Source organism: Nonomuraea sp. NPDC051941 (assembly GCF_044593615.1).
Genome location: NZ_JBIUCF010000019.1, coordinates 123,249 through 145,922 on the forward strand (window position 1 = coordinate 123,249; position 22,674 = coordinate 145,922).

The window sequence follows — 22,674 nt, forward strand, 5'->3', positions numbered from 1 at the left end:
TCGCTCACGTACCCTCCGCTCCCTCAGCCCGGCAAAGGATACTCTTTTTGCCTGAAGCGTCTCGAAGGGATGAGATCCGGTGCAGTTCAACGTGCGGCCCTACGTCTGCGGCGCTCTCGGCCGGATCGACCCCGCCATACTCGGCAAACTGACCGCGGCGGGCCCGAGGCTCCTGCCCGCGCTCCAGTCGGCCGACGCGGCGCTGTTCAGCTCGGCGCCGCTGCCGCCCTACCACCGCCTGGGGCAGGCGTACGCGTTCTCCTGGGGCGAGCGCAAGCCGGCCCCAGGAAACGACCGGGACGACGACTGGATGACGGTCGCGGAGACGTTCGAGACTCCCGGGCTGATCGGCGACGCCGACAGTGTCACGCTCCACACGGGCGCCCTGGGCCTCGTGGACGTCTACTACGTCCGCCTCGGCGACGCGGTCTACTTCTCGTCGCAGATCCAGCCGCTGCTCAGCCTGGTGCCGGTCGAGATCGACTGGTCGGCGTGGGCGTCGATCCTGCAGGTCACATTCCCGCTGGGCGAGGCGACGCCGTACGCGGGCGTCAAGCGGCTGCCCGGCTCCAGCGCCCTGGTGTGGCGGCACGGCAGGATCGCGACCGAGCGCAGGCTGCCGCGCTGGCTGCGTTCCGAGCCGTACGAGCGGTGGATCAGCCCGCGCGAGATCGTCGAGTTGCTGGACGAGGTCTACCAGGACTACGCGGGCCGCAAGCTGCTCGTGCCGGTCAGCGGCGGCTACGACTCGCGGCTGCTGGCGAGCGTGGCCAAGGCCCGCGGCATGGACGTCGAGTCGTGGACGACCAGCCCGGACGACGGCACCGACACCGACATCGCGTTCGCCAGGTCGATCACCAGGGAGCTGGGCATCCCCCACCGGGTGATCACCCAGGACGCCGCCGACTACCCGGACGACGTCGTGGAGGTGGCCCGCAGGCTCGAATACCTGACGCCGCACCACGCCTGGTACGCGCCCTTCGCCAAGGAGGTGCACAAGGCGGGCCGGATCCTGGTCGACGGCCTGGCCGGCGGGCCGCTGCTGAAGAACTTCATGGTCAGCGGGGCCGCGCTGGAGGCCACGACGCAGGCTGAGCGCTCGGCGGCCGTGCTCGGCTCGCTGTCCCTGGGGGCGCCCTCGCAGCCGTTCCTGTCCAAGGCCGCCGCCCAGTGGATGGAGGAGACCGTGCGCGAGCAGTTCCTGGCCGCCACCTCCATGCTCCACGGGCACCGCGCCGAGCTGCCGCTGTCGGTGCTGCACACCAGGACCGTGCGCGGCATCGCGCGCTCCGCGGTGAACCTGGTGGGGCCCGAGGCGTCGTTCGCGGCGCCGTTCATCGACCCGCGCTTCTTCGACGCCGCGTTGTCGGTCGGCGTGGCCCGCAAGGACAAGGGCCGTTTCTACCGCGAAGTGCTCCACGCGGCCAATCCACGGGTGGCCGCACTCCCCTCGACGAATGTGGTCAAGCAGCCACTCCAAAGGGTGCCGCTGCGTTCGACGGCCGCCCCCGCCCGAAATTATTCGCACCGCATGCTGGAGACTGTGGTGAGAAGCGTGCCGGGACTGCTGTCGGACGAGCTGCACGAGGTGGTCTCAGGCGGCCCCGACGCTCTGACCAGGTTCAACGGCTGGAACGATCGTTTCTGGGTGCGGGGGTTGGTGCTCTTCGGGCTGTGGCTGAGCGACTTCGAGAACGACCTCTCGGACCTCGCGCCACCTTTTTAGTGAACTCTCGGTAACAGGGCGATTACGTACGGATCTCACGGGTATTAACCCTGGTACAGCAGAAGCGGGTTCCGGAAAGCCAACGGGCTGGTAGTGTTCGGCCCGTAAGCGCCGCACAAACGGGCACCAGATCACAAATCCGGTCTCGTTCCAGGGCAGTGGAGTTCGCAGGGATGACGACTCCACGCGGCGCGGTCACCAGCTAGTAACGCCGGGGTAACCGGTGACTTCGTCCTGCCCACATCTCTTCCTGTGAGCGACATATGATCAACGCATCCCCATTGCCGGAGCCGATCTCCGAGGCGTTCGTCTCGGAGGATCCTGCCTGGTACAAGCGGGCGGTGTTCTACGAGATTCTCGTCCGGGGGTTCAAGGACTCCAACGGCGACGGCACCGGCGACCTTCGCGGTCTCATCGAGAAGCTGGGCTACCTCGAGTGGCTCGGCGTGGACTGCCTGTGGTTGCTGCCGCTGTACGAGTCGCCCCTGCGCGACGGCGGATATGACATCTCGGACTACATGAAGATCCTCCCGGACTTCGGGGACCTGGGTGACTTCGTGCAGCTGATCGAGAAGGCTCACGAACGTGGCCTGCGGATCATCACCGACCTCGTGATGAACCACACCAGCGATCGCCACCCCTGGTTCCAGGCGTCCCGGCACGACCCCGAGGGTCCGTTCGGCGACTTCTACGTGTGGTCGGACCATCCTGGCGCCTATCCCGACGCCCCGATCATCTTCATCGGCGCCGAGGAGTCCAACTGGACCTACGACCCGGTGCGCAAGCAGTACTACTGGCACCGTTTCTTCCACCACCAGCCGGACCTGAACTATGACAACCCGGCGGTGCAGGAGGCCATGCTGGAGGTCCTGCGGTTCTGGCTGGACCTGGGCATCGACGGTTTCCGGCTGGACGCGGTGCCGTACCTGTTCGAGCGTGAGGGCACCGCGTGCTCGGGATTGCCGGAGACGCACGCGTACCTGAAGAAGGTCCGGGCCGAGGTGGACCGCCTCTACCCCGACCGGGTGCTGCTGGCCGAGGCCAACGGCTGGCCCGAGGACGTGGTCGAATACTTCGGCGACCCCACCACCGGGGGCGACGAGTGCCACATGGCCTTCCACTTCCCGCTCATGCCGCGCATCTACATGGCGGTCAAGAAGGAGACCCGCGAGCCGATCTCCGAGATCATGTCGCGCACGCCCAAGCTGCCCGACAAAGCGCAGTGGGGCATCTTCCTCCGCAACCACGACGAGCTCACGCTCGAGACGGTGAGCGAGGAAGAGCGCGACTACATGCACAAGGAGTACGCCAAGGACCCGCGCATGCGGGCCTACCTGGGCATCCGCCGGCGTCTGGCCCCGCTGCTCGAGAACGACAGGGACCGGATCGAGCTGTTCACGGCCCTGCTGCTGAGCCTGCCGGGTTCGCCGGTCATGTACTACGGCGACGAGATCGGCATGGGCGACAACATCTGGCTGGAGGACCGCGACTCGGTCCGCACGCCGATGCAGTGGAGCCCCGACCGCAACGCCGGGTTCTCCTCCGCCGACCCCGGACGGCTCTACCTGCCCGCGGTCATGGACCCGATCTACGGCTACCAGGCGGTCAACGTGGAGGCCCAGCAGCGCCATGAGGGCTCGCTGCTCCACTTCACCCGCAAGATGCTGGAGATCCGGCGCAACCACCCGGTGTTCGGCGTGGGGGCGTACACGGAAATGTGGTCGTCGAACCCCTCCGTGCTCACCTTCGTCCGCGAGGACCGCGACGACATCATGCTCTGCGTGAACAACCTGTCGAAGTTCCCGCAGCCGGTCGAGCTGGACCTGCGCAGGTTCGAGGGGATGGTCCCGGTCGAGGCGCGGGGCGGGGTGGAGTTCCCGCCGGTCGGCGAGCTGCCGTACCTGCTGACGCTGCCGGGGCACGGCTTCTACTGGTTCGCGCTGAAGAAGAAGGAAAAGGCCGCTCTCAGCGCGACGTGACCGGCACCTGGGCACGGGCCGCGCGGCGGGCGGGAATGAGCGCCACCGCGAGGGCCGTGCCCACGGCTCCCACGACGGCGACGGCCAGTGTCAGGGCGGAGGGCGCGCGCCCGATGCCCGCGCCGACGCCGCTCGTGTGGCCCTGCAGGTCGATCAGCCCCGTCACCACGGACATGCCCGCCGCGGCGCCCACGCCGACGCCGAGCACGACCAGCAGCCCGGTGCCCGTCACCAGCGTGGCCATGACCTGGCGCGGTGTCAGCCCCATGGCCTTGAGCACGGCCAGGTCGAACGCGTGGTCGCGCAGCCCGAGCGCGCTGGCGGTGAGCAGGTTGGCCAGGCCGATCAGCATCAGCACGGCGATCAGCGCCACGATCACCACCCGGATGATCGACAGCCGGTCCGCCGGGTTGACCGCGGCCTGCACGTCGAGGCTCTCGGCCGACTCCGACAGCAGCCGCCCGCGCACCTCGGCGGGGTCCGCCCCCTTCTTGAGGGCGAGCGCGTAGTACTCCGGCGGCACCGAGTCCTTGGCCGCCAGGCTGTCGAGCCCGACGGAAATCACCTCGCCGTCGAGGTCGGGCTCGACGGTCCTGCCGACGATCCTGACGATCAGCGGCGTGCCGCCCACGGTCAGCCGCACCCGGTCGCCGATCTTGATGCCCAGCAGGTCGAGCAGCCCCTGCCCGGCCACCGCCTCCCCCTGACGGCCGTACATGCGCCCCTCGACCACCGGGAACGGGTACGGCTCCGTCGAGCTGCCGATGGCCCGCACGCGGACCGAGCGGGCCATGCCGGGCGCCAGGGCGTCCACGTCGGTGCCCGGATAGACCGTCTCCACGCCCTCGTCCAGCTTGGCGACACGCTCGGCCTCGGCCGGCTCCGCCTTGCCCGGCCTGACGTACAGGCTCGCGTGCTGGCCGACCTGCTCGGGGTGGTCGGCGAAGTTGTCGAGCGTCGCCCAGACGCCGAGCCCGATCGTGACCATCATCATCGGCACGGCCAGCCCGAACGCCGTCAGGAACGCCGGCACGCGCCTGGTGAAGGCGTCCCTGGTGCCGAGTACGAGGGCGGGCGGGAGGCGTACGAGGAGGGCCAGCCGGGCCAGCCTGGACAGGCGGCCGCGCGGCGGCAGGGCGGGCGCGTCGGGGATCGGCGGCGTGCGGCCGCCGCGCCACGCGGGCAGCCCCACGGCGGCCAGCACCACCAGGGCCGTGCCCGCGACGATGGCCAGCACGGGGATCGGCGCCACGGACGTCGCGCCGAGCATCGCCGCCATCACGCCCCAGCCCACCACGGCGCCGATCGCGACGCCGAGCAGGCCCAGCGCGCCGTGCTCGGCCAGGAGCAGCAGCGCGAGCTGGCCCCTGGTGAAGCCCATCGACTTGAGCGTGGCCAGGTCGCGGAGCTGGGCCAGCACCCGGCCGCCGGCCGCGTTGGCCAGGGCGAGCGCGGCGGCCACCAGCCCGACCACGCCGAACAGCGCCAGCAGCGTGCCCAGCAGCCGGTTGTCCAGCTCCATGGCGGCCCTGACCTCGCGCCAGGTGTAGACCCGCTGGAGCTTGTCCTCCAGCATGACGACCACGCGCTGCGAGACGACCTGCGTGGCGTCGGGGTCGGCCAGGCGCAGCCCGGTCACCCACTCGCTGCGGCCCAGCATGGGCTCGATGCGGTCGAGCATGACGGGCAGCACGTAGGCCAGGCCGGGCGTCCACTGGGGATAGAAGCCCTGCTCGGCGGAGTCGGCGATGCCGCGTACGTACAGGGTGTGGCGCTTGCCGTCGAGCGCGATGATCGTGAAGGGCGCGCCGATCCTGAGCCGCAGCGAGGTCGCGAACGAGCGCTCGACGACCACGCCGTCGGGCTGGGAGGGGTCCAGCCACCTGCCCTCGGCCACCAGCGGGTGCGCCACCTGCGGCGGCGCGGCGGGCATCGCGCGCAGCGCCGCGGGCTCCTTCTTGCCCTCCTGCGCCACGGTCACGGGCGCCGAGCGGTACGGGCCCGCGATCTGCGTCACGCCGTCGATGCCGCTCAGGTCAGCCTGAGGGCTGTCGTCGGTGTAGAGCCAGACGTGGGCGCCGTCGGTCTGGGCGAACAGGCTGCGCCACGGGTTGGTGCCCTCCTCGAGCAGGGTCGCCGCGGTGATCAGCGCGGCCACGATCCCGGCCACGGTCAGCACCGTCAGCACCGCCTGGCCCTTCCGGGCCCGCAGGTCGGCCTTGATCCACCGGCTCCCCGCCAGAGACGCGCTCATCGGAGGTCGATCACCTCGCCGGCCGTGCGCGTGCGGCGGCGCGCGATGCGGCCGTCGTCCACGATCTCCCCGTCGAACAGCGACACCAGCCGGTCGGCCAGGCTCGCCACGCGCGCGTCGTGGGTGACCATCACGATCGTCTGGCCCTCCTTGTGGACGTCGCTGAGCAGGCGGAGCACGTCGCGGGTGTTGCGGCTGTCGAGGTTGCCGGTGGGCTCGTCGGCCAGCAGCACGCTGGGCTGGTTGGCCAGCGCCCTGGCCAGCGCGACCCGCTGCTGCTCGCCTCCGGAGAGCTGGGCGGGCGAGGCGTCGGCGCGGTCGGTGAGGTTGAGCGCGCCGAGCAGGCTCTCCCTGCGCTCGCGGGCCACCTTGGGCGAGGCCCCGGCCAGCAGCGCGGGCAGCTCGACGTTGTCGCCCACGGTCATGTTGGCGACGAGGTTGAAGAACTGGAAGACGAACCCGACCTTCTTGCGCCGCAGCAGCGCCCAGGCGCTCTCCGAGAGCGTGTCGACGCGCTTGCCGTCGAGCCAGATCTCGCCGCTCGTCCTGGTGTCGAGCCCGCCCAGCATGTGGACGAGCGTGGACTTCCCGGAGCCGGACGGACCCATGATCGCGACGAACTCACCCGGCTCGACCTGCAGGTCCACGCCGCGTACGGCAGGCACGGGCACTGCGCCATCCTGGTAGATTTTGACCAGATTGACCGTTTTCACAACCGCGCTCATGCCAGATCCTCCTGGCAACGCTCCAGCCAGTCAAGGTCCGCCTGCAGGTGGAGCATGGCGCCCTCGATGAGGAGGATGGCCACCCGGTCGGTCGGCGCAGTGCGGGCCAGGAGGTCGTTGAGATCGCCCATGAGCGACAGGTAGTGGCGGCGCTGACGACTGATCAGCGCCATCCGGTCGGCGATGCCGGTGAGTGGGGCCAGCACGAGCTTCATGAAGAACTCGTCGCGCACCCTGGGGCCCTCGGTGGGCTCGTCCACCCAGAGGGTGAGCACGTCCCGGCCCTTGGCGGTGAGGTAGTAGACCTTCTTGTTGGGCCGATTGGACTGCTCCACGTCCACCGCCCGGACGAGGCCGTCCTTCTCCAGCCTGCCGAGCGTGACGTAGATCTGGCCGATGTTGGGGGACGGATAGGCGCTGCCGAACGTCTGCTCCAGCGCCTGTTTGAGCTCGTACCCATGGGCCGGCTCCTTAGCCAGGAGCGCCAGCAGGTGAAGTCGCACCGCCCCACCTCCCCACCGTGTTACGAACGCGTTACGTATCTAGCCGTTGACCTACAGATTACATGTGTGCATAACATGAATGCATCTACCTAACACGTATGTAAATCACTCTGAACGTGGAGGAAACAGAGTGCGCTCGCTCACGCTCTCCCTGGTCGTCCTCCTGGCGGCGGCCGGCTGCGCGCCCGCGAGCAATGAGGGCGGCGGCGAAACGGGCACGGGCGGCACAGGCCCCATCACGTTCGCCACCGGCCGCGACACCACGGCGTACCTGCAACCCTTGCTGGACCGCTGGAACCAGGCCCACCCGGCCGAGAAGGTGACGCTGCTGGAGCTGCCCGAGGCCGCCGACGAGCAGCGCGCTCAGATGGTGGCCAACCTCCAGGCCAAGAGCAGCCGGTACGACGTACTGGGGCTCGACGTGGTGTGGACTGCCGAGTTCGCGGAGAACGGCTGGATCATCCCCCTGGAGCGCGGGTTGTTCCCGCTCGACAGGTTCCTGCCGCCCGTCGTGGAAACGGCGGTCTACAAGAACAAGCTCTGGGCCGTCCCGTACACGAGCAATGCAGGGTTGCTCTACTACCGGACCGACCTGGTCAAGAAGCCGCCACGGACGTGGGCCGAGCTTCGCGACCAATCCCGACAAATAATGAAAAAGAACGATATTGGAGGCTATGCCGGGCAGTTCCTGGCGTATGAAGGGCTCACCGTCAACTTCTCCGAGGCGCTGCAGTCCGCCGGCGGGCAGATCGTCAGCAAGGACGGCACCGAGGTGACCCTCGATCCGGCCAAGACGCGCATCGCACTCGACTTCCTGCTCCAGGGCCTGCGCGAGGGCTGGATCCCCAAGGAGTCACTGAGCTACAAGGAGGAGGAGACGCGCCTGGCCTTCCAGGAGGGCCGGCTCGCCTTCGCCCGCAACTGGCCGCACGGCTACGGCCCGGCCAGGGCGAAACTGGGCGACAAGCTGGGAGTGACCCGGCTGCCGGGGCTCAACGGCCCCGGGTCCAGCACGCTGGGCGGCGCCAACCTCGCCATCAGCGCGTACTCCAAGCATCAGCACACGGCGCAGGAGTTCATCCGCTACTTCACCAGCCTGGAGAACGAGCGCCGTGTCCTCACCGAGGGCTCCTTCCCGCCCGTGTGGACCGAGCTCTACGACGACCCCGCCCTGATCAAGCGCTTCCCCTACCTGCCCGTGCTCAAGGAGAGCATCCTCGCCGCCAAGGCACGGCCGGTGAGCGCCAACTACAACCAGCTGAGCCTGGTGATCGCCAGTTCGGTCGCCAAGGCGCTCGGCAACCCCTCCACGGAGTCCGCGGACGACGCCGCGGTCTCCATGAAGTCCGAAATCGAAGAGATCATCAGAACACAGTGAGGCAGCCATGCGAAACGCCAGAGCAGCAGCAATCCTGGCCGGGCTCGCGGTAGCCGTCGCCGCCTGCGGCAACGCCCCGACGACCACCTCGCCGTCCACCGACGCTTCCGGCTCCGCGTCGGCCCCCGCCGCCGGCGCCAAGCCGCTGCAGGGCGTGAAGCTCGAGGTCGCCGCCAAGTGGACCGGCGACGAGCAGAAGAACTTCCAGCAGGTGCTCAAGGCCTTCACCGAGAAGACCGGGGCGGAGGTCACGTACGCCTCCACCGGTGAGGACACCGGCGCCTACCTCGGCCCGCGCATCCAGGGCAAGAACCCGCCGGACGTCGCGATCCTGCCGCAGCCGGGCCTGGTGCAGCAGTACGCCGACCAGAGCGCGCTCATCCCGCTGACCGACGACGTCGTCAAGGAGGTGGACACCAACTACACCCCGTACTGGAAGGAGCTCGGCTCCGCCAGCGGCAAGGTGTACGGCGTGCTCATCAAGGCGGCGCACAAGTCGCTGGTCTGGTACCGGGCGCAGGCGTACGACGACGCGGGCGTGCAGCCGGCCACCACCTGGGACGAGCTGGTCAAGAACGCGCAGACCATCGCAGACTCCGGCACCGCGCCGTTCTCGTTCTGCGGTGCCTCCGGCTGGACGCTGACCGACCTCTTCGAGAACGTCTACCTGTCCACCGCCGGGCCGGAGAACTACGACAAGCTCTCCAAGCACGAGATCCCGTGGACGGACCCGACCGTGACCACCGCGCTGGAGAAGATCGCGCAGATCGCGGGCAAGAAGGAGTTCGTGGTCGACGGCAACGCCGGCGCCCTGCAGACCGACTTCCCCGGCTGCGTGACCAAGGTCTACGGCGACAAGAAGGCCGCCATGGTGATCGAGGCCGACTTCGTGGCCGTCTCCGCGGCGCAGTCGAAGGCCAAGGTGGGCGAGGAGGCCAAGTACTTCCCGTTCCCCAAGGCCGGTGACACGGCCCCCGTCGTCCTGGGCGGCGACGTCGCGGTCGCGATGAAGGACTCCCCCGGCGCGATGGCGCTGCTGCAGTTCCTGGCCTCCAAGGAGGGTGGCGAGATCTGGGCCAAGCTGCCCGGCTACCTGTCGCCCAACAAGAACGTCTCCCCCGACAACTACCCCGACGAGCTGACCAAGCAGCTCGGCCAGACGATCGTCTCGGCCGGCGACGCCGTCCGCTACGACATGTCCGACCTGGCGCCGAGCGCGTTCGGCGCCACCGACGGCAAGGGCGAGTGGAAGGCGCTGCAGGACTTCCTGCGCAACCCGAGCGACATCAAGGGCACTCAGACCACACTGGAAGCCGAGGCCAAGAAGGCCTGGAAGAAGTAAAGAGGTAAGGCCGTGACCGAACGGTTGGACGGCCCGCAGGTCTCGTCCGCGGACACCGCGGACGAGCCCTCCACCGGACCGGCTGAAACCCCCCGTACGCAACGACGCCTCGGCCCCTCGCCGGCGGTCGCCATAGCCTTCCTCCTCCCGGCGGCGGTGCTGCTGGGCATCTGGGTGGTCTACCCGATCGTCTACTCCATCTTCCGGAGCCTGTTCGACTCGGCGGGCACCGGATTCGTGGGGCTGGGCAACTACGCCACGATCTTCACCGACTCCGGCATGCTCACCACGATCCGCAACAACCTCATCTGGGTTGTCATCGCGCCGATCGTGGTGACCACGCTGGGCCTGATCTTCGCGGTCCTGACCGAGCGGATCAGGTGGTCGACGGCGTTCAAACTGATCGTGTTCATGCCCATGGCGGTCTCCCTGATGGCGGCGGGCGTGATCTTCCGCTTCGTCTACGAGCAGGACCCCGCCAAGGGCGTGGCCAACGCCGTGCTCACCACCGTGCACGACACTTTCTCCTCCTCACAGGGCTACCCGGAGGCGCGCCCGCGCGAGGGCGAGCAGTCGCCGGTCGCCGCCGACGGCGGCGCGGTCGTCACCAAGCAGCCCGCCCAGGCGGGTCAGCCGGTGCTGATCCCGATCGTGGGCGTCAAGCCGAACGCCCTGCCGAGCAACGCCCAGGCCGCCAAGGCCCCCTCGGCCGGCGACGGCCTCTCGGGGACCGTGTGGTTCGACTTCACACCGGGAGGCGGCGGCAAGAACGGCGAGGTGGACACCTCGGAGAAGGGCCTGCCGGGCATGACCGTCGAGGCGGTGCAGAACGGCAAGGTCGCCGCGACCGCCACGACGGCCGACGACGGCTCGTTCCGCTTCCAGGGCCTGTCCGCCGGCTCCTATGTCGTACGACTCCCGCAGTCGAACTTCCAGGCCGCCTACAAAGGCCTGAGCTGGCTCGGCCCGACACTCATCACCCCGGCGATCATCGGCGCGTTCGTGTGGGTGTGGGCCGGTTTCGCCATGGTGCTGATCGCGGCGGGGCTCGCGGCGATCCCGCGTGACGCGCTGGAGGCGGCCCGCATCGACGGCGCCTCGGAGTGGCAGGTGTTCCGCAAGATCACCGTGCCGCTGCTGTCGCCGGTGCTGCTCGTCGTCTTCGTGACGATGATCATCAATACGCTGAAGGTGTTCGACCTTGTCTTCATCATCGCCCCGGCCTCGGTCCAACCCCAGGCGAACGTGGTCGCGCTGGAGATGTGGCGCGTGGCGTTCGGCGGCGGGAACAACCAGGGTCTGGGCAGCGCGCTGGCCGTCTTCCTGCTCGTTCTGGTCCTCCCCTTCATGATCATGAACATTCGCCGGTTCAGGAGGGACGAATCATGACGACAGCCACGGCTACCGCCCCTTCGGGGCTGGAGACGGGCGCGCCACGCAGGAGCGTGGTGAGCAAGATCGTGGACCGGATCGGCGGCGGCGCCGTCCAGGTGATCATGATCCTGCTCGGCCTGTTCTGGCTGGTGCCGACGCTGGGCCTGCTCGTCGTCTCGATGCGTACGACGGACGTCAACACCTCCGAGGGCTGGTGGACGATCTTCACCAAGCCTGCCGAGCTGACCCTCGCGAACTACAAGGACCTGCTGGCCAGCGGTTTCACCGCGTCCTTCTGGAACACCGTGCTGATCACGGTGCCGACGACGGTCCTGGTGATCGGCATCGCGGCCATGGCCGCCTACGCGTTCGCGTGGATGGAGTTCCCCGGGCGTGACGGGGCGTTCCTCGTCGTGGTCGGGCTGCTGATCGTGCCCATCCAGATCGCGCTGATCCCCGTCGCGTCCTTCTACGGAGGCATCGGGATCTTCGGCTCGATCCCGGGCGTGGTGCTGTTCCACACGGCGTTCGGCCTGCCGTTCGCCATCTTCCTGCTGCGCAACTTCTTCGTCGGCATCCCGTCCTCGCTGCTGGAGGCGGCGCGGATGGACGGGGCGCCGGAGTGGAAGATCTTCGTGTCGGTGGTGTTCCCGCTGGGCAAGCCCGCCATCGCCTCGCTGGGCATCTTCCAGTTCCTGTGGGTGTGGAACGACATGCTCATCGCGCTGGTCTTCGCCAACACCGACAACCAGCCGATGACCAAGGCCCTGCAGTCCCAGATGCGGCAGTTCGGATCGAACGTGGACATCCTCTCGTCCGGTGCGTTCCTGTCGCTGCTCATCCCGCTGGTCCTGTTCTTCGCCTTCCAGCGGTACTTCGTCCAGGGCATGATGGCCGGTTCCGTGAAGTGATCAAGGTGCCCGCGCGAACCGCGCGGGCACCTTGTGATCATTCTGGTACGGCTGGACCCGACGTTTCGGCAGTAAGCCGTACCAGACCTCGATAAGCTCATCGGCCATGGCCGGTCGTCCACTGAACGAAGTCGTCGAAGCCGGATGGGCCAGTGCGCTTGAGCCCGTCTCCGAGCAGATCTCCCTGATGGGCGAATTCCTGCGCAAGGAAATCGCCGATGGCAGGCAGTACCTGCCCGCGGGCACGCACGTGCTGCGTGCCTTCAACCAGCCCTTCGACGACGTCAAGGTGCTGATCGTGGGCCAGGACCCCTATCCCACGCCCGGTCACCCGGTCGGGCTGTCGTTCTCGGTGGCGCCCGAGGTGCGACCGCTGCCCGGCAGCCTGGTCAACATCTACAAGGAGATGGAGACCGACCTCGGCCTCCCCCGCCCCGCCAACGGCGACCTGACGCCGTGGGCCGAGCAGGGCGTCCTGCTCCTCAACAGGGTCCTCACCGTGATGCCCGGCAAGCCCGCCTCCCACCGGGGCAAGGGCTGGGAGCAGGTCACCGAGCAGGCCATCCACGCCCTCGTGGCACGCAACAAGCCGATGGTGGCCATCCTCTGGGGCCGCGACGCCCGCAACCTGGCCCCGATGCTCGGCAATGTGCCCCGCATCGAGTCCGCCCACCCCTCCCCTCTCTCCGCGCGCAGCGGCTTCTTCGGCTCGCGTCCCTTCAGCCGGGCCAATGAGCTGCTGGAACAGCAAGGCGCGGCACCTGTCGAGTGGAAGCTGCCCTAGAGTCGTCGCCATGAGTGATGAACCGAAGTTCCTGCGTCTCACGGTCGAGCTGACCGTCGAGGTGCTTGACGTGGACGCTTTGCAGGCGGCGGCGCTGGCCGAGATCCGGCACCCGGACGCCGACCTCACCGCCGAGGAGCGCACCGAGCAGGCCGAGCTGGTCAGCTCCGACGAGACGGGCGCCTCGGCGCTGCAGTGGCTCATCGAGCCGGACCACGTGCTGCAGCTTGTCGACCACATCAACGAGATCGAGCCGCGCGAGGCCGTCCTCGGGGTGGAGCCCTCCGAGGGGCCCAGCGAGGACGAGGACGAAGAGGAGCACGACCACGTGTGACGCGTGGGTGAAGTACGGCGGTGGCCACGGCGTTCTGGTGAGGCGTCGTGGCTTTTCGCTTCTCTCTGACGGCTCGTCGAGACCCGACGGCTCGTTAGGATCGGTACCCTCCGGCCCGCCGCAAGGAGGCACGCAGTGATCGTCGCATTCTCCATCACCCCGCTGGGCGTCGGCGAAGGAGTCGCCGAGCCCGTCGCCCGCGCCGTCAAGGTGGTCCGCGACAGCGGCCTGCCCAACCGTACGGACGCCATGTTCACCACGATCGAGGGCGAGTGGGACGAGGTCATGGACGTGGTGAAGCGCGCGGTGGACGCGGTGGCGGAGGTCGCGCCCCGGGTCAGCCTGGTGCTCAAGGCCGATCTCCGGCAGGGGGTTACCGACGGGATGACCAGCAAGCTCGAGTCCCTGGAACGCCACCTCTCCGAATAGCCGATTTTCCAACCTTGGACCCTTCGGCGAAGTTGTTTTATGCATGGACCGTTACGAGGGGTTCCACGAGTTCGTACGAACCCGCCAGCAATCGCTGATGCGGACGGCGTACCTGCTCACCGGGAACGCCCACCTCGCCGAGGACCTGTTGCAGACGGTCCTCACGCGCGTCGCCTCCCACTGGGCCAAGCTCGCCAAGGGTGGCAACCCCGAGGCGTACGCGCGCAAAGCCCTGGTGAACCAGACCATCTCCTGGCGCAAGCGCAAGCGGATCGAGCTCTCTGAGGCCGAACTGCCGGAGTTCGCGGCGTCCGGGCAACCGCACGACGAGGCGACCGTACGCCGGATCGCCCTGCTCCACGCACTGGCGCGGCTCACGCCGAAACAGCGGGCGCTGATCGTGCTGCGCTTCTACGAAGATCGCACCGAACACGAGACCGCGCAGCTCTTGGGCGTCTCGGTCGGCACCGTCAAGAGCCAGACCCACTATGCGCTGTCGAAACTGCGCGCGCTCGTCCCCCAGGAGGTGTACCGGTGAACCCGCTGCGCGAAGACCTGCACGCGCTGGCCGAACAGGCGCCCGCCGTCGACCTGGCGGCCCAGGCGGTGCGAGGCGCCCGCCGTCGGCGCGCCACCCGCCTGGCCGTGGCCATCGCCGCGGCGACCTGCCTCATCGCGGGCGGCGGCACCGTGCTCCTCCAACAGCTACGCCCCGAGCCCCCGGTCATGCTCACCCCGCCGGAGACGACGGTCTCTCCGCTGCCCCCGGAAGGCGTCGGGCCGATCGAACAGGCGTACCGGCCGGAATGCCGCACCACCACGTGCGCGAAGAACGCCTGGCGGCTCGTGACCCGCGACGGCGACACCTACGAACTGACCACGGCACCGGAGACCGGCCCCCTGGCGGTCACGGCGGACGGCCGCCGGCTGGCCTACTACAGCTCGAAGCAGCGCACGATCGTGGTGCGCGACCTGGCGAGCGGCAGAACCTGGAAGTCCCCGCTGAAGCAGCCCGCGGAGGACTTCTCGCGCTCGGCCGAACACACCCTGCGGCTGTCGCCCAGCGGGCTGCGGTTCATCGTGTCGAGCTGGGGCGGGCGGCGGGAGCCCAACAAGCTGGTGGACGTGGAGGGGGGCACGGTGTCCGACCTCCCGCGCGGCTGGTGGCCGGTGAGCGTGTCGGACGGATCCGGCCCCGTCGTGCTCGTCAAGCCGTACGAGAACTCCAGCCAGGTGCGGGTGCTCGGCCACGACCCGATCACCATCCCGGACTTCACGTACGACTACAGCGCCCTCGCCCCCGACGGCCGCACCCTCACCCGACTGGGCCAGACCTACGACCCGAACCGCCGCCCGATGGTGCAACTGGACGGCTCGATCGTCGTCTTCGACCCGGTGCGGGGCGGCCGCGAAACCCGAGTCCCGATCTCCGGCATGCCGGAAGGGCTCCAGCCGTCGGGACTCGGCGGCTGGCTGAACTCCACCGAGGTGACCGTGGTCGCCACCCCCGAGTCACCACGCGGACCCAAGCCGATGGTCTACGCCATGGACGTACGAACCGGCAAAACCCGAGAACTCTTCGCCCTACGCAACTACGGAAAAACCCTGGTCCCAGGCCTGGTCCACTAACACCAACCCACACACACCCACCCATCAACCCACGGACCCGCCCACCCCATGCGCGGGTCCACCCCAACCCCCACAACGTCGGCATCCACCACGCACACTCGCCCCACACACCCCCAGGCCGGCCGCGCACACCCTCCAAGCCCCTGCACCGGCCGGGCCGCGCACGCCTCACTCCGCACCCCCCTGCCAGCCGCACCCACCCCCACAAGCTCCGGCGCCAGCCGCGTTCGCACCCCCACCACCCACAACCCCCGGCACAGGCCGGGCCGCGCGCACCCCCGCTCCGCACTCTCTCCCAGCCGCGCGTACCCACACCCACAAGGCCCCCTGTGCCGACCACGCACCCCCACAAGTAGCCCTCGGCGCCGGCCGGGCCACGCACACCCCACAACCACAACTCCCTCCGGCGCCGCCCAGGCCGTGCGCACCCCACACCCCGGTACCCCGCGCCCCTGCAGTTAACATCCCCACCCCCACTCCCCCACCCACTCCACCCCACAACGCGATATGTCTTGACCGCTTCCCCGGACGCGACATATCGTGTCCTCGACCATAGACGCGATACTACGCGTTCCCGGAGGTGGACAAGCATGGAACAAGAGCGGGTGCCCGTCCTGGTGGTGGGCGGTGGGTACGCAGGCCTGAGCACGGCAACACTCCTGGCTTGGCGCGACGTACCCGTCATGCTGGTGGAGAAGCATCCAAGCACCTCGATCCAACCCAAGGCGTTCGGTGTCGGCCCGCGAGCCATCGAGCTGCTGCGCCCCGTCCCCGGCATCGAGCAGGAGCTCCGCGAGACCTGGGCAGGCATCGGGGACAACATGCGCATAGCGATCGCCAAGAGCCTGGCCGACCCGAACCCCCACATGCTCATCAACGATGAGCAGGAGGAAATGGCCTTCCTGGCCGACATCACCCCGGCGGCGCAGGTGGGGGCGCCCCAGGCCGCGATCGAGCAGCTGCTGCGGTACACGGCCGAGGAGCTGGGCGCCGACCTGCGCTTCTCCACCGAGCTGGTCTCGCTGGAACAGGACGAGGACGGCGTGATCGCGCTGATCCGCGATGCCGACGGCGACCGCCTCGTACGGGCCGACTACGTGGTCGCCGCGGACGGCTACCGGAGCCCGCTCCGCCGCCTCCTGAACGTCCCCACCTCGGGCAAGGGCGAGCTGGGCCGGATGTGCTCGATCATGTTCGACGCGGACCTGAGCGGGCTGGTACGCGAGCGCGAGGTCACACTCTGGTACCTGCAGAACGACCTCTTCACCGGCGTGATCGTGACCGGCACCGGCGTCGGGGCCCACGTGCTGGGCGTCAACTACTCCGACGGCCAGAGCGAAGCCGACTTCACCGAGGAGCGCTGCAGAGAGCTGGTCCGCATCGCAGCCGACCGACCTGACCTGGACGTCCAGTTACTGGACAAGACGTCGTTCACTCTGGGGCACGTGGTGGCCGACACGTACCGCGCCGGCCGGGTGTTCTTCGCCGGGGACGCGGCCCACACCATGCCGCCGACCGGCGGGCAGGGCGGCAGCACCGCACTCCAGGACGGCTGCGACCTCGCCTGGCGGCTCTGGCTCGTCGTCACAGGCCAGGCCGGGCCCGACTTCCTCGACACGTACGACGCCGAACGCCGCCCGATCGGCACGCTGACGGCCGACGCCCAGCTCGCCAACCTCGGCGTACGCATGCCTCCAACCGTCCGCGTCGGCTACCCGGAGCCCATCGAGGACTTCATGAGCGTCATCATCGGCTATCGCTACCACTCCACAGCCATCCTGGACGAACCCGGCGACGACGGCTCCATCCTGGAGGACCCACGCGTACCCACCGGCCGTCCGGGCAGCCGCGCCCCACACGTGGTGCTCGACTGGGAAGGCCAGCGCATCTCGACCATCGACCTCTTCGGCTCCGGCTTCGTACTGCTGGCCGACAGACAGGGCGGCCAGGCCTGGATGGACGCCGGACGTCTGGTCAAGGAGCGCCTCGGCGTCCAACTCACGCGCTTGGTGGTGGACGAGGAACTGAAGGACGTGGAGGGACACTTCCGGAAGCGGTACGGCGTCAGCGGGGGCGGCGCCGTCCTGGTCCGACCGGACGGCTACGTAGCCTGGCGCTCCCCCGGCCCCGTCCCAAACCCGGCAGCCACCCTCGACCAGATCATGACCCAACTCCTGAGCCGCTAGCAGCCATCCCCCAACCACTCAGAGCAGATCCCAACCCATCCCCCAACCACCCCAAACCAGATCCCAACCCCCTAACCACCTCGAACCAGGTCCCGAGCCATCCCACCCGACCACCTCGGGCCAGACCCGAGCCATCCCACCCAACAACCTCGAACCCGGTCCCGAACCATCCCACCCGACCACTTCGAACCGCCGCGGCCGGGCCCCGCCCAGACTTCCGCGCCCCGTGGCCGTCCAGGTCCCAAGGCATGAACCCGACCAGCTCGAACTAAGTCCCGAGCCATGTCACCCGACGACCTCGGGCCAGGTCCCGAGCCATCCCGCCCGACCCACGTCGAACAGGTCCCGAGCCATACACCGACCGCTGGCCCCACGGCCGCCCCACCCCTGCTCCACGGGCAGCCGTAACCCACCGGAACAGCACCCTCCGGAGGACCGGCCCCCATGAGCACGCACGCGCATCGCTGAGCGCGACTCCCTAAATGCCGGATTGTCGGCCCCTTCTGCCAGTCCCCACCGACAGGGCCCTCTACCGGGGTCTCTCCCAGTGCCCTGGACCGGGACCTCTACCGGAGCCCTCCGCCAAGCCCTTCTGCCCAACCTGCCTGCCGTGGCCCTGCTGGGCCCCTCTCCTGGGGATGGCTGGAGGCCGATGGATGGGGACCGTTGGCCAATGCCCGTCGTTGGCCAATGCCCGTCGTTGCCCGTTGGCCGTTGCCCGTTGGCCGTTGCCCGTTGGCCGTTGCCCGTTGGCCGTTGCCCGTTGCCGTTGGCCGTTGCCTGTGGCCGTTGCCTGTGGCTGGTGGCTGGTGGCTGGTGGCTGGTGGCTGGTGGCTGGTGGCGAGTGCTTTCGATCACTGCACTAGCCCAACTCACTCAATTGGGCCTTAGCTGCTGGTCCAACCGATCTCGAACGGGACAGACCACGCAGGACCGGCTCAGCCGAGCAGCAACTCCTCTCGGCGAGCCCGCAACCTGTCACGGAGCTGCGCCAGTTCCCGGCAACGGTCCTCGAGTTGCTCCGCGACTTGCCGGACACCGCTCATCCCCTGAACGCTGTCTTCCGCCATCAGGCCGAGTGCCTCCACCTGCCGGACGAACTCGCCCACCGTCCCCCGGCCGTGCAGGGCGGCGAGACCGGCCGCACGTGCCCGTTCCCGAGCAGGCAGCTCCACATCCAGCTCGGCGAGCAACCGCCCGATCTCCAGCAGCTCGGCACCTCGGGGATCGGCCGATGCGGCCACTCGCTGCTCTTCACGTGCCAGCAACTCCTCGTAGAGCTCCCGCGCCGGACCCACCTCGGCCAGGTCCCGTTCCACCTCCGCGAGCGCTGACGTGTACGCGCCCAGCCTCGTTTCCGCGACGGCTACCTGCTCTTGATCCCACACCCCGACCGCATCGAGCTCCCGCCGGGCCTTTCTCACGAGGGCGACGACCGCCGTGTGGCGCTCGCTCAGCCCCTCCCAGCGACGCACCCGCCGACGCGCCGTACGCAGATCTTCATCGATCATCTCAAAGGGGATCACGTCACTTGGACGGTCGAATGTCTCGATTCGGTTCAGGACGAGCATGCACTTTTATTAACAAATCCGGTCAGAACAGGCATCACTCCTGTGCTTCCCTTGCTCTCTCCTGCACGTGAGTGCGTAAGAGGAGGGTGTCCGTCGACGCCGTAGCCGGGTCGCGCCGGGGTCGCTGGGGCCCAGGGTCGGGCTCAGGCTGCTGCACGTTCGACCTCCGCGCGCGGGGGATGAGCGGGGGTCGGAGTCGGTGCCATGGCCAGGATTGGGGCTGGCCTCGGCTCCGTGAGCGGAGCTTGCGGGACGGCTCGAGTTGGTTCGAGAGGGTGTTGCGGGGTCGGGGGTGTTGGAGCGAATGGAGCTGGGAGTGAGGGGGTGGGTGGGGTTGAGGGGTGGCAGTTGATCAAGGTGAGTGAGGGGTGGGCGGGTTTTTGGGTGGCGCATAGCCAGTCGTTCAGGGAGCCGGGGAAGCCGGATGGTGGGCCGACCTTCAGGCAGGTGATCTGGCCGGCGCCTGGTGGTGGGCCGATCTTGAGGCGGCGGATGGTGCCTGTGCGGCCCAGTTCGCCCTGGTCCGCGTCGTAGGGCGTCAGCTGGACGCCGAAAGGGAGGCCGCCGTCCGGCTGGTCTGTGGGGCTTATCTGGAGGAAGTCGTCGATTTTGCGGTCGGTGGCCTCCGGGTGAGCGGCTACGTAGGCCAGGTGGTCTGTGACAAGGCGGTGGGCCACTGTGCGGAGGAGGTTGGTCGCGCACAGGTTGTGGGCGCAGGCGGCGCCGTCGAGGGTGATCTCGGGGAGGGCGAAGCGGCGCAGGCCTCGGGATGTGACGCGCAGGCAGTCGCACACGCCCATGTCGGACGGATCCCAGGGTGGACAGGTCGCCGCGTCGTGGACCTGGACGTCCCAGGACAGCCAGTCGTCGGTGAGGCGGAAGTCCGGGGGCTCGCCTGCGCATCTTCCGCAGGTGAGGATGTTGGTGCCTGTCAGCGGGTCGATCAGGAGGCCGTCGCACTCCCTCGCCAGGGCCCGGGCCGTCGCCCTCGCCGTCTGAATGCTGGTCGGAAGCTTGTGCGGGGGTGCGGTCGTGGACACCACCACGTGTTGGCCGGTGCGGCGTAGGCGGCGTCTTTCCTCGCTTGTGAGGTTGGTCGCGGTTGGTTTCCAGGGAGTCTGGTGGTGGGTCACCGTCAAGGAGCCGCTGCCTGCTGCGGTGATCGCGGCTCTTCTGTACGGGCCGGATATGCGCCAGGGGACGAAGGAGTCGACGTCGAACGGCAGGCGCTCCGTGGCCACGATGAAGAGGGAGGTCAGCGTGGCGGGCAACGGCAGGATGATCTTCATGGTGTATGTACTCCGGGTTGTCTCTGGCTCCGCACGAACCGTGGCGTTGAGGGCGTTGGTGGGTTTGGCGTGTTGAGGGTGTTGGTGGTTTGGGGGCGTTGAGGGTCGTCGCGGCGTTAGGGGGTCGCGGCGTGGCGCTGTTGGTGGTGTCGCGGTATGGAAGCCGCGATGTTGAGGGCTTGCGATGTTGGGGGGTGCTGGAGGCGCCGGGAGTGCCCGGGGTGTTGGTGGGTGTAGCGGTGTTGGGGGTGTCCGGGACTATCTGGACGTCGGGCGAGTTGGGGGTCTGGGGCGTGATGTGGGTGTCGGGCGAGTTGGGGGTCTGGGGCGTGATGTGGGTGTCGGGGGTCGGGCCGGTTGAGGTGTCCGGCTGGTCGGGGGCTTCTCGCGAGTTGGGGATGTCCGGCCGGTTGAAGGTGTCTCGCGAGTTGGGGGTGCCCGGCGTGTTGGGGGTGTTCGGCGTGTTGGGGGTGTTCGGCGTGTTGGGGGTTTCAGCGGGTGTTTGGAGGTCGGGGTTGGTGGGGCACTCAGGATCATCGGTGATCGCGGGGGGCTTGGGCGGGGTGGAACGGGGTTCTGTGGATAATGCTTGGGGCTGTGCTCGCCCTTGTGGATGACGCTCCGCTCCGGCAGCTGTGGGTGGCCGGTCAGCAGGCTCGTAGTCTGCATCGGTGGGCGTGGACGTGCCGGAAGAGTCGGCCGTGCGCTTGGCGCGCCGGAGGATGGCGCTGCTCGTCAACGCTCAGGCGTAGTAGTTTTGCGCCGCGCCGGCTCGCTCGCTGGCTAGAGTGGCGCGGTGAACCTCTCAAGATCCAGAAATCGAAGTCGAGGTCTCGCCGGGCTTGCCGCCGCAGCCGTACTGCTGGGCGGTTTGGTCGCGCCGCCTCCGGCTGCCGCATCAGAGGACGGCTCCGCGAGCGTGCTCGCGCATCACTTACGCCGGGCACTCGACCAGTCGCAGTTCGAGCAGGTCCTGGACACCAATCCGCCGACCGGCACGGCCGAGTTGAACGCGCTGCGGCAGGACAGCGTCGACAAGGAGGCCAGGAAACCGCCGAAGAAGGCTGACCTGCTCGCGGCCGTCGCGGCGGCCGAACCGATCTCGCAGCAGCCGCAGATCGACCTGACCGTCATCGAGCTGAACCGGGCGGGCCGCCCCGTCTCCTCGGGCACCGTGCTGATGAGCCCGCAGTATCCGGACGGGAAGGTCGTACCGGTCGACCGCAATCTGCACACCACCGACGTCCGCTGGCGCCAGTGGGACGACGCCGGCTGGTACGCCAACCACGGCCAGGGCACCATCGACGTGGTGCCGGGCCGCGAGAACGCCTCCATCGACTTCATGAGCCCGTACCCCGCGTCGGTGCTGAAGCTGATGGTGGCCTTCGGGGTGCTGCGCCTCGTGGACCAGGGGCAGATCTCGCTCGACGACACCTACAACTACGAGCCGATCGCGCCGATCAGCTCGCTGTGCGGGCCGGGCAGCAGCAACACGATCCGCGGCTACCTGGACGCCGCGCTCACCTGGTCGTCCAACAACGCTGCTTGCGCCATGGTCAAACTGCTGCACGACCGCGCAGCCGTCGACGGCCTCAACCAGACCTTCCAGGACCTGGGCCTGGAGACCCTGCAACTGAAGAACACCAACCCGAACACCGGCGGACGCTGGGGCAACCCCGTCACCATGAGCTCGCTCGACACGGCCAAGCTGCTGATGCTGGTCAACGGCGGCCTGGGCACCCTGTGGACGGCTCCCAACGGCACCGGCGTCACCGCCGCCGTCCTCAGCGACGCCTCCCGCGAGTTCTTCAAGAGCAAGCTCGGCGACCAGGGCATGAACCTCGCCCTGTCAACCACCAACTGGTGTGGCGCCACCTACCCCGCCCCGGGCATCCCGCAGCTCACGCCCTCGCGTTGGATCGGCGCCGACGGCACCGTGACCATCCCCGGCCAGGGCATCGCGTACGGCCGCGACGTACGGCCGTGCAACGACGCGGCCGAGGTGACGTACGCCCACAAGAACGGCTGGGTGAACAACTCCGGCGCTGACGCGGGCATCGTGAAGGCCCTGCCCGGCAAGGGAGGCCGCACCTACGTCGTCACCATGTTCTCCAACCTCGGTTACCAGTACGTGGACTCCAACCGCCCGCCGACGGGCGCCGAGAACGTCTGGTTCACCGAGAAGCTCGCCAAGCTGGGCAAGGTCATCGACGACTACGAGAAGCGGCGCTATCCCTAGCGCATGAGATCTTGACCGAGT

General features: G+C 68.7%; 18 protein-coding genes. 13 read left to right on the forward strand and 5 right to left on the reverse strand.

What is annotated here, in order from left to right; all coding sequences use genetic code 11:
- The first annotated feature begins 79 nt into the window (after positions 1–79).
- Together ACIHFD_RS30120 and treS are read left to right on the forward strand one after the other, a co-directional pair.
- Entirely contained in the window at positions 80–1,726 is a 1,647-nt protein-coding gene (locus ACIHFD_RS30120) for an asparagine synthetase B family protein (protein WP_397369744.1), read from the forward strand.
- A gap of 263 nt (positions 1,727–1,989) precedes the next feature.
- On the forward strand, positions 1,990–3,705 hold the full coding sequence (gene treS, locus ACIHFD_RS30125) for a maltose alpha-D-glucosyltransferase (protein ID WP_364244700.1): 1,716 nt from the start codon (positions 1,990–1,992) through the stop codon (positions 3,703–3,705).
- Here the strand turns inward: treS and ACIHFD_RS30130 are convergent.
- The 3 genes from ACIHFD_RS30130 to ACIHFD_RS30140 are packed head-to-tail and all read right to left on the reverse strand — an operon-like array spanning position 3,692 to position 7,187.
- Entirely contained in the window at positions 3,692–5,959 is a 2,268-nt protein-coding gene (locus ACIHFD_RS30130; protein WP_397369745.1) for an FtsX-like permease family protein, read from the reverse strand. The genes treS and ACIHFD_RS30130 overlap by 14 nt on opposite strands.
- Positions 5,956–6,684: an ABC transporter ATP-binding protein gene (locus tag ACIHFD_RS30135; protein WP_350729980.1), complete on the reverse strand. Its 729-nt coding sequence runs from the start codon at positions 6,682–6,684 to the stop codon at positions 5,956–5,958. The genes ACIHFD_RS30130 and ACIHFD_RS30135 overlap by 4 nt, the downstream gene beginning before the upstream one ends.
- Positions 6,681–7,187: a PadR family transcriptional regulator gene (locus tag ACIHFD_RS30140; RefSeq protein ID WP_350729978.1), complete on the reverse strand. Its 507-nt coding sequence runs from the start codon at positions 7,185–7,187 to the stop codon at positions 6,681–6,683. Before ACIHFD_RS30140 ends, ACIHFD_RS30135 begins: the two co-directional genes overlap by 4 nt.
- A gap of 130 nt (positions 7,188–7,317) precedes the next feature.
- Between ACIHFD_RS30140 and ACIHFD_RS30145 the strand changes: the two genes are divergently transcribed.
- From ACIHFD_RS30145 to ACIHFD_RS30190, 10 genes are all read left to right on the forward strand, one after another.
- On the forward strand, positions 7,318–8,565 hold the full coding sequence (locus ACIHFD_RS30145; protein ID WP_355191377.1) for an ABC transporter substrate-binding protein: 1,248 nt from the start codon (positions 7,318–7,320) through the stop codon (positions 8,563–8,565).
- A 7-nt stretch (positions 8,566–8,572) separates the two neighbouring features.
- Positions 8,573–9,907 carry an ABC transporter substrate-binding protein gene (locus ACIHFD_RS30150; RefSeq protein ID WP_363962772.1) on the forward strand — a complete coding sequence of 445 codons (1,335 nt, stop codon included), beginning with the start codon at positions 8,573–8,575 and terminating at the stop codon, positions 9,905–9,907.
- 12 nt (positions 9,908–9,919) lie between these two features.
- Complete coding sequence (locus tag ACIHFD_RS30155; protein WP_397369746.1) at positions 9,920–11,296, forward strand: ABC transporter permease subunit; 1,377 nt, start codon at positions 9,920–9,922, stop codon at positions 11,294–11,296.
- Positions 11,293–12,192, forward strand: coding sequence for a carbohydrate ABC transporter permease (locus ACIHFD_RS30160; protein WP_350729971.1), 900 nt, complete (start codon positions 11,293–11,295; stop codon positions 12,190–12,192). The genes ACIHFD_RS30155 and ACIHFD_RS30160 overlap by 4 nt, the downstream gene beginning before the upstream one ends.
- Positions 12,193–12,298: 106 nt before the next feature.
- The gene (locus ACIHFD_RS30165; protein WP_350729969.1) at positions 12,299–12,976 is read left to right on the forward strand and encodes a uracil-DNA glycosylase; all 678 of its coding nucleotides are present in this window, start codon (positions 12,299–12,301) and stop codon (positions 12,974–12,976) included.
- A 10-nt stretch (positions 12,977–12,986) separates the two neighbouring features.
- Positions 12,987–13,310, forward strand: coding sequence for a hypothetical protein (locus ACIHFD_RS30170; protein ID WP_350729967.1), 324 nt, complete (start codon positions 12,987–12,989; stop codon positions 13,308–13,310).
- Positions 13,311–13,445: 135 nt separating this feature from the next.
- On the forward strand, positions 13,446–13,739 hold the full coding sequence (locus ACIHFD_RS30175) for an MTH1187 family thiamine-binding protein (protein ID WP_192790536.1): 294 nt from the start codon (positions 13,446–13,448) through the stop codon (positions 13,737–13,739).
- A gap of 43 nt (positions 13,740–13,782) precedes the next feature.
- Positions 13,783–14,277 (forward strand): SigE family RNA polymerase sigma factor, encoded by a 495-nt coding sequence (locus tag ACIHFD_RS30180; RefSeq protein ID WP_350729965.1) that lies wholly within the window; start codon positions 13,783–13,785, stop codon positions 14,275–14,277.
- Positions 14,274–15,368 carry a hypothetical protein gene (locus ACIHFD_RS30185; RefSeq protein WP_397369747.1) on the forward strand — a complete coding sequence of 365 codons (1,095 nt, stop codon included), beginning with the start codon at positions 14,274–14,276 and terminating at the stop codon, positions 15,366–15,368. The genes ACIHFD_RS30180 and ACIHFD_RS30185 overlap by 4 nt, the downstream gene beginning before the upstream one ends.
- Before the next feature lie 590 nt (positions 15,369–15,958).
- Entirely contained in the window at positions 15,959–17,554 is a 1,596-nt protein-coding gene (locus tag ACIHFD_RS30190; protein ID WP_397369748.1) for an FAD-dependent monooxygenase, read from the forward strand.
- Positions 17,555–18,492: 938 nt separating this feature from the next.
- On the opposite strand, the gene ACIHFD_RS30195 is transcribed toward ACIHFD_RS30190, so the two are convergent.
- Positions 18,493–19,125 carry a hypothetical protein gene (locus tag ACIHFD_RS30195; RefSeq protein WP_397369749.1) on the reverse strand — a complete coding sequence of 211 codons (633 nt, stop codon included), beginning with the start codon at positions 19,123–19,125 and terminating at the stop codon, positions 18,493–18,495.
- Between the two features lie 143 nt (positions 19,126–19,268).
- Positions 19,269–20,414, reverse strand: a complete 1,146-nt coding sequence (locus tag ACIHFD_RS30200) for a hypothetical protein (RefSeq protein ID WP_397369750.1) — start codon at positions 20,412–20,414, stop codon at positions 19,269–19,271.
- Between the two features lie 919 nt (positions 20,415–21,333).
- Here ACIHFD_RS30200 and ACIHFD_RS30205 point away from each other — a divergent pair.
- A complete protein-coding gene (locus tag ACIHFD_RS30205) occupies positions 21,334–22,653 on the forward strand; it encodes a serine hydrolase (protein ID WP_397369751.1) in 1,320 nt (439 codons plus the stop codon).
- The last annotated feature ends 21 nt before the right edge of the window (positions 22,654–22,674 follow it).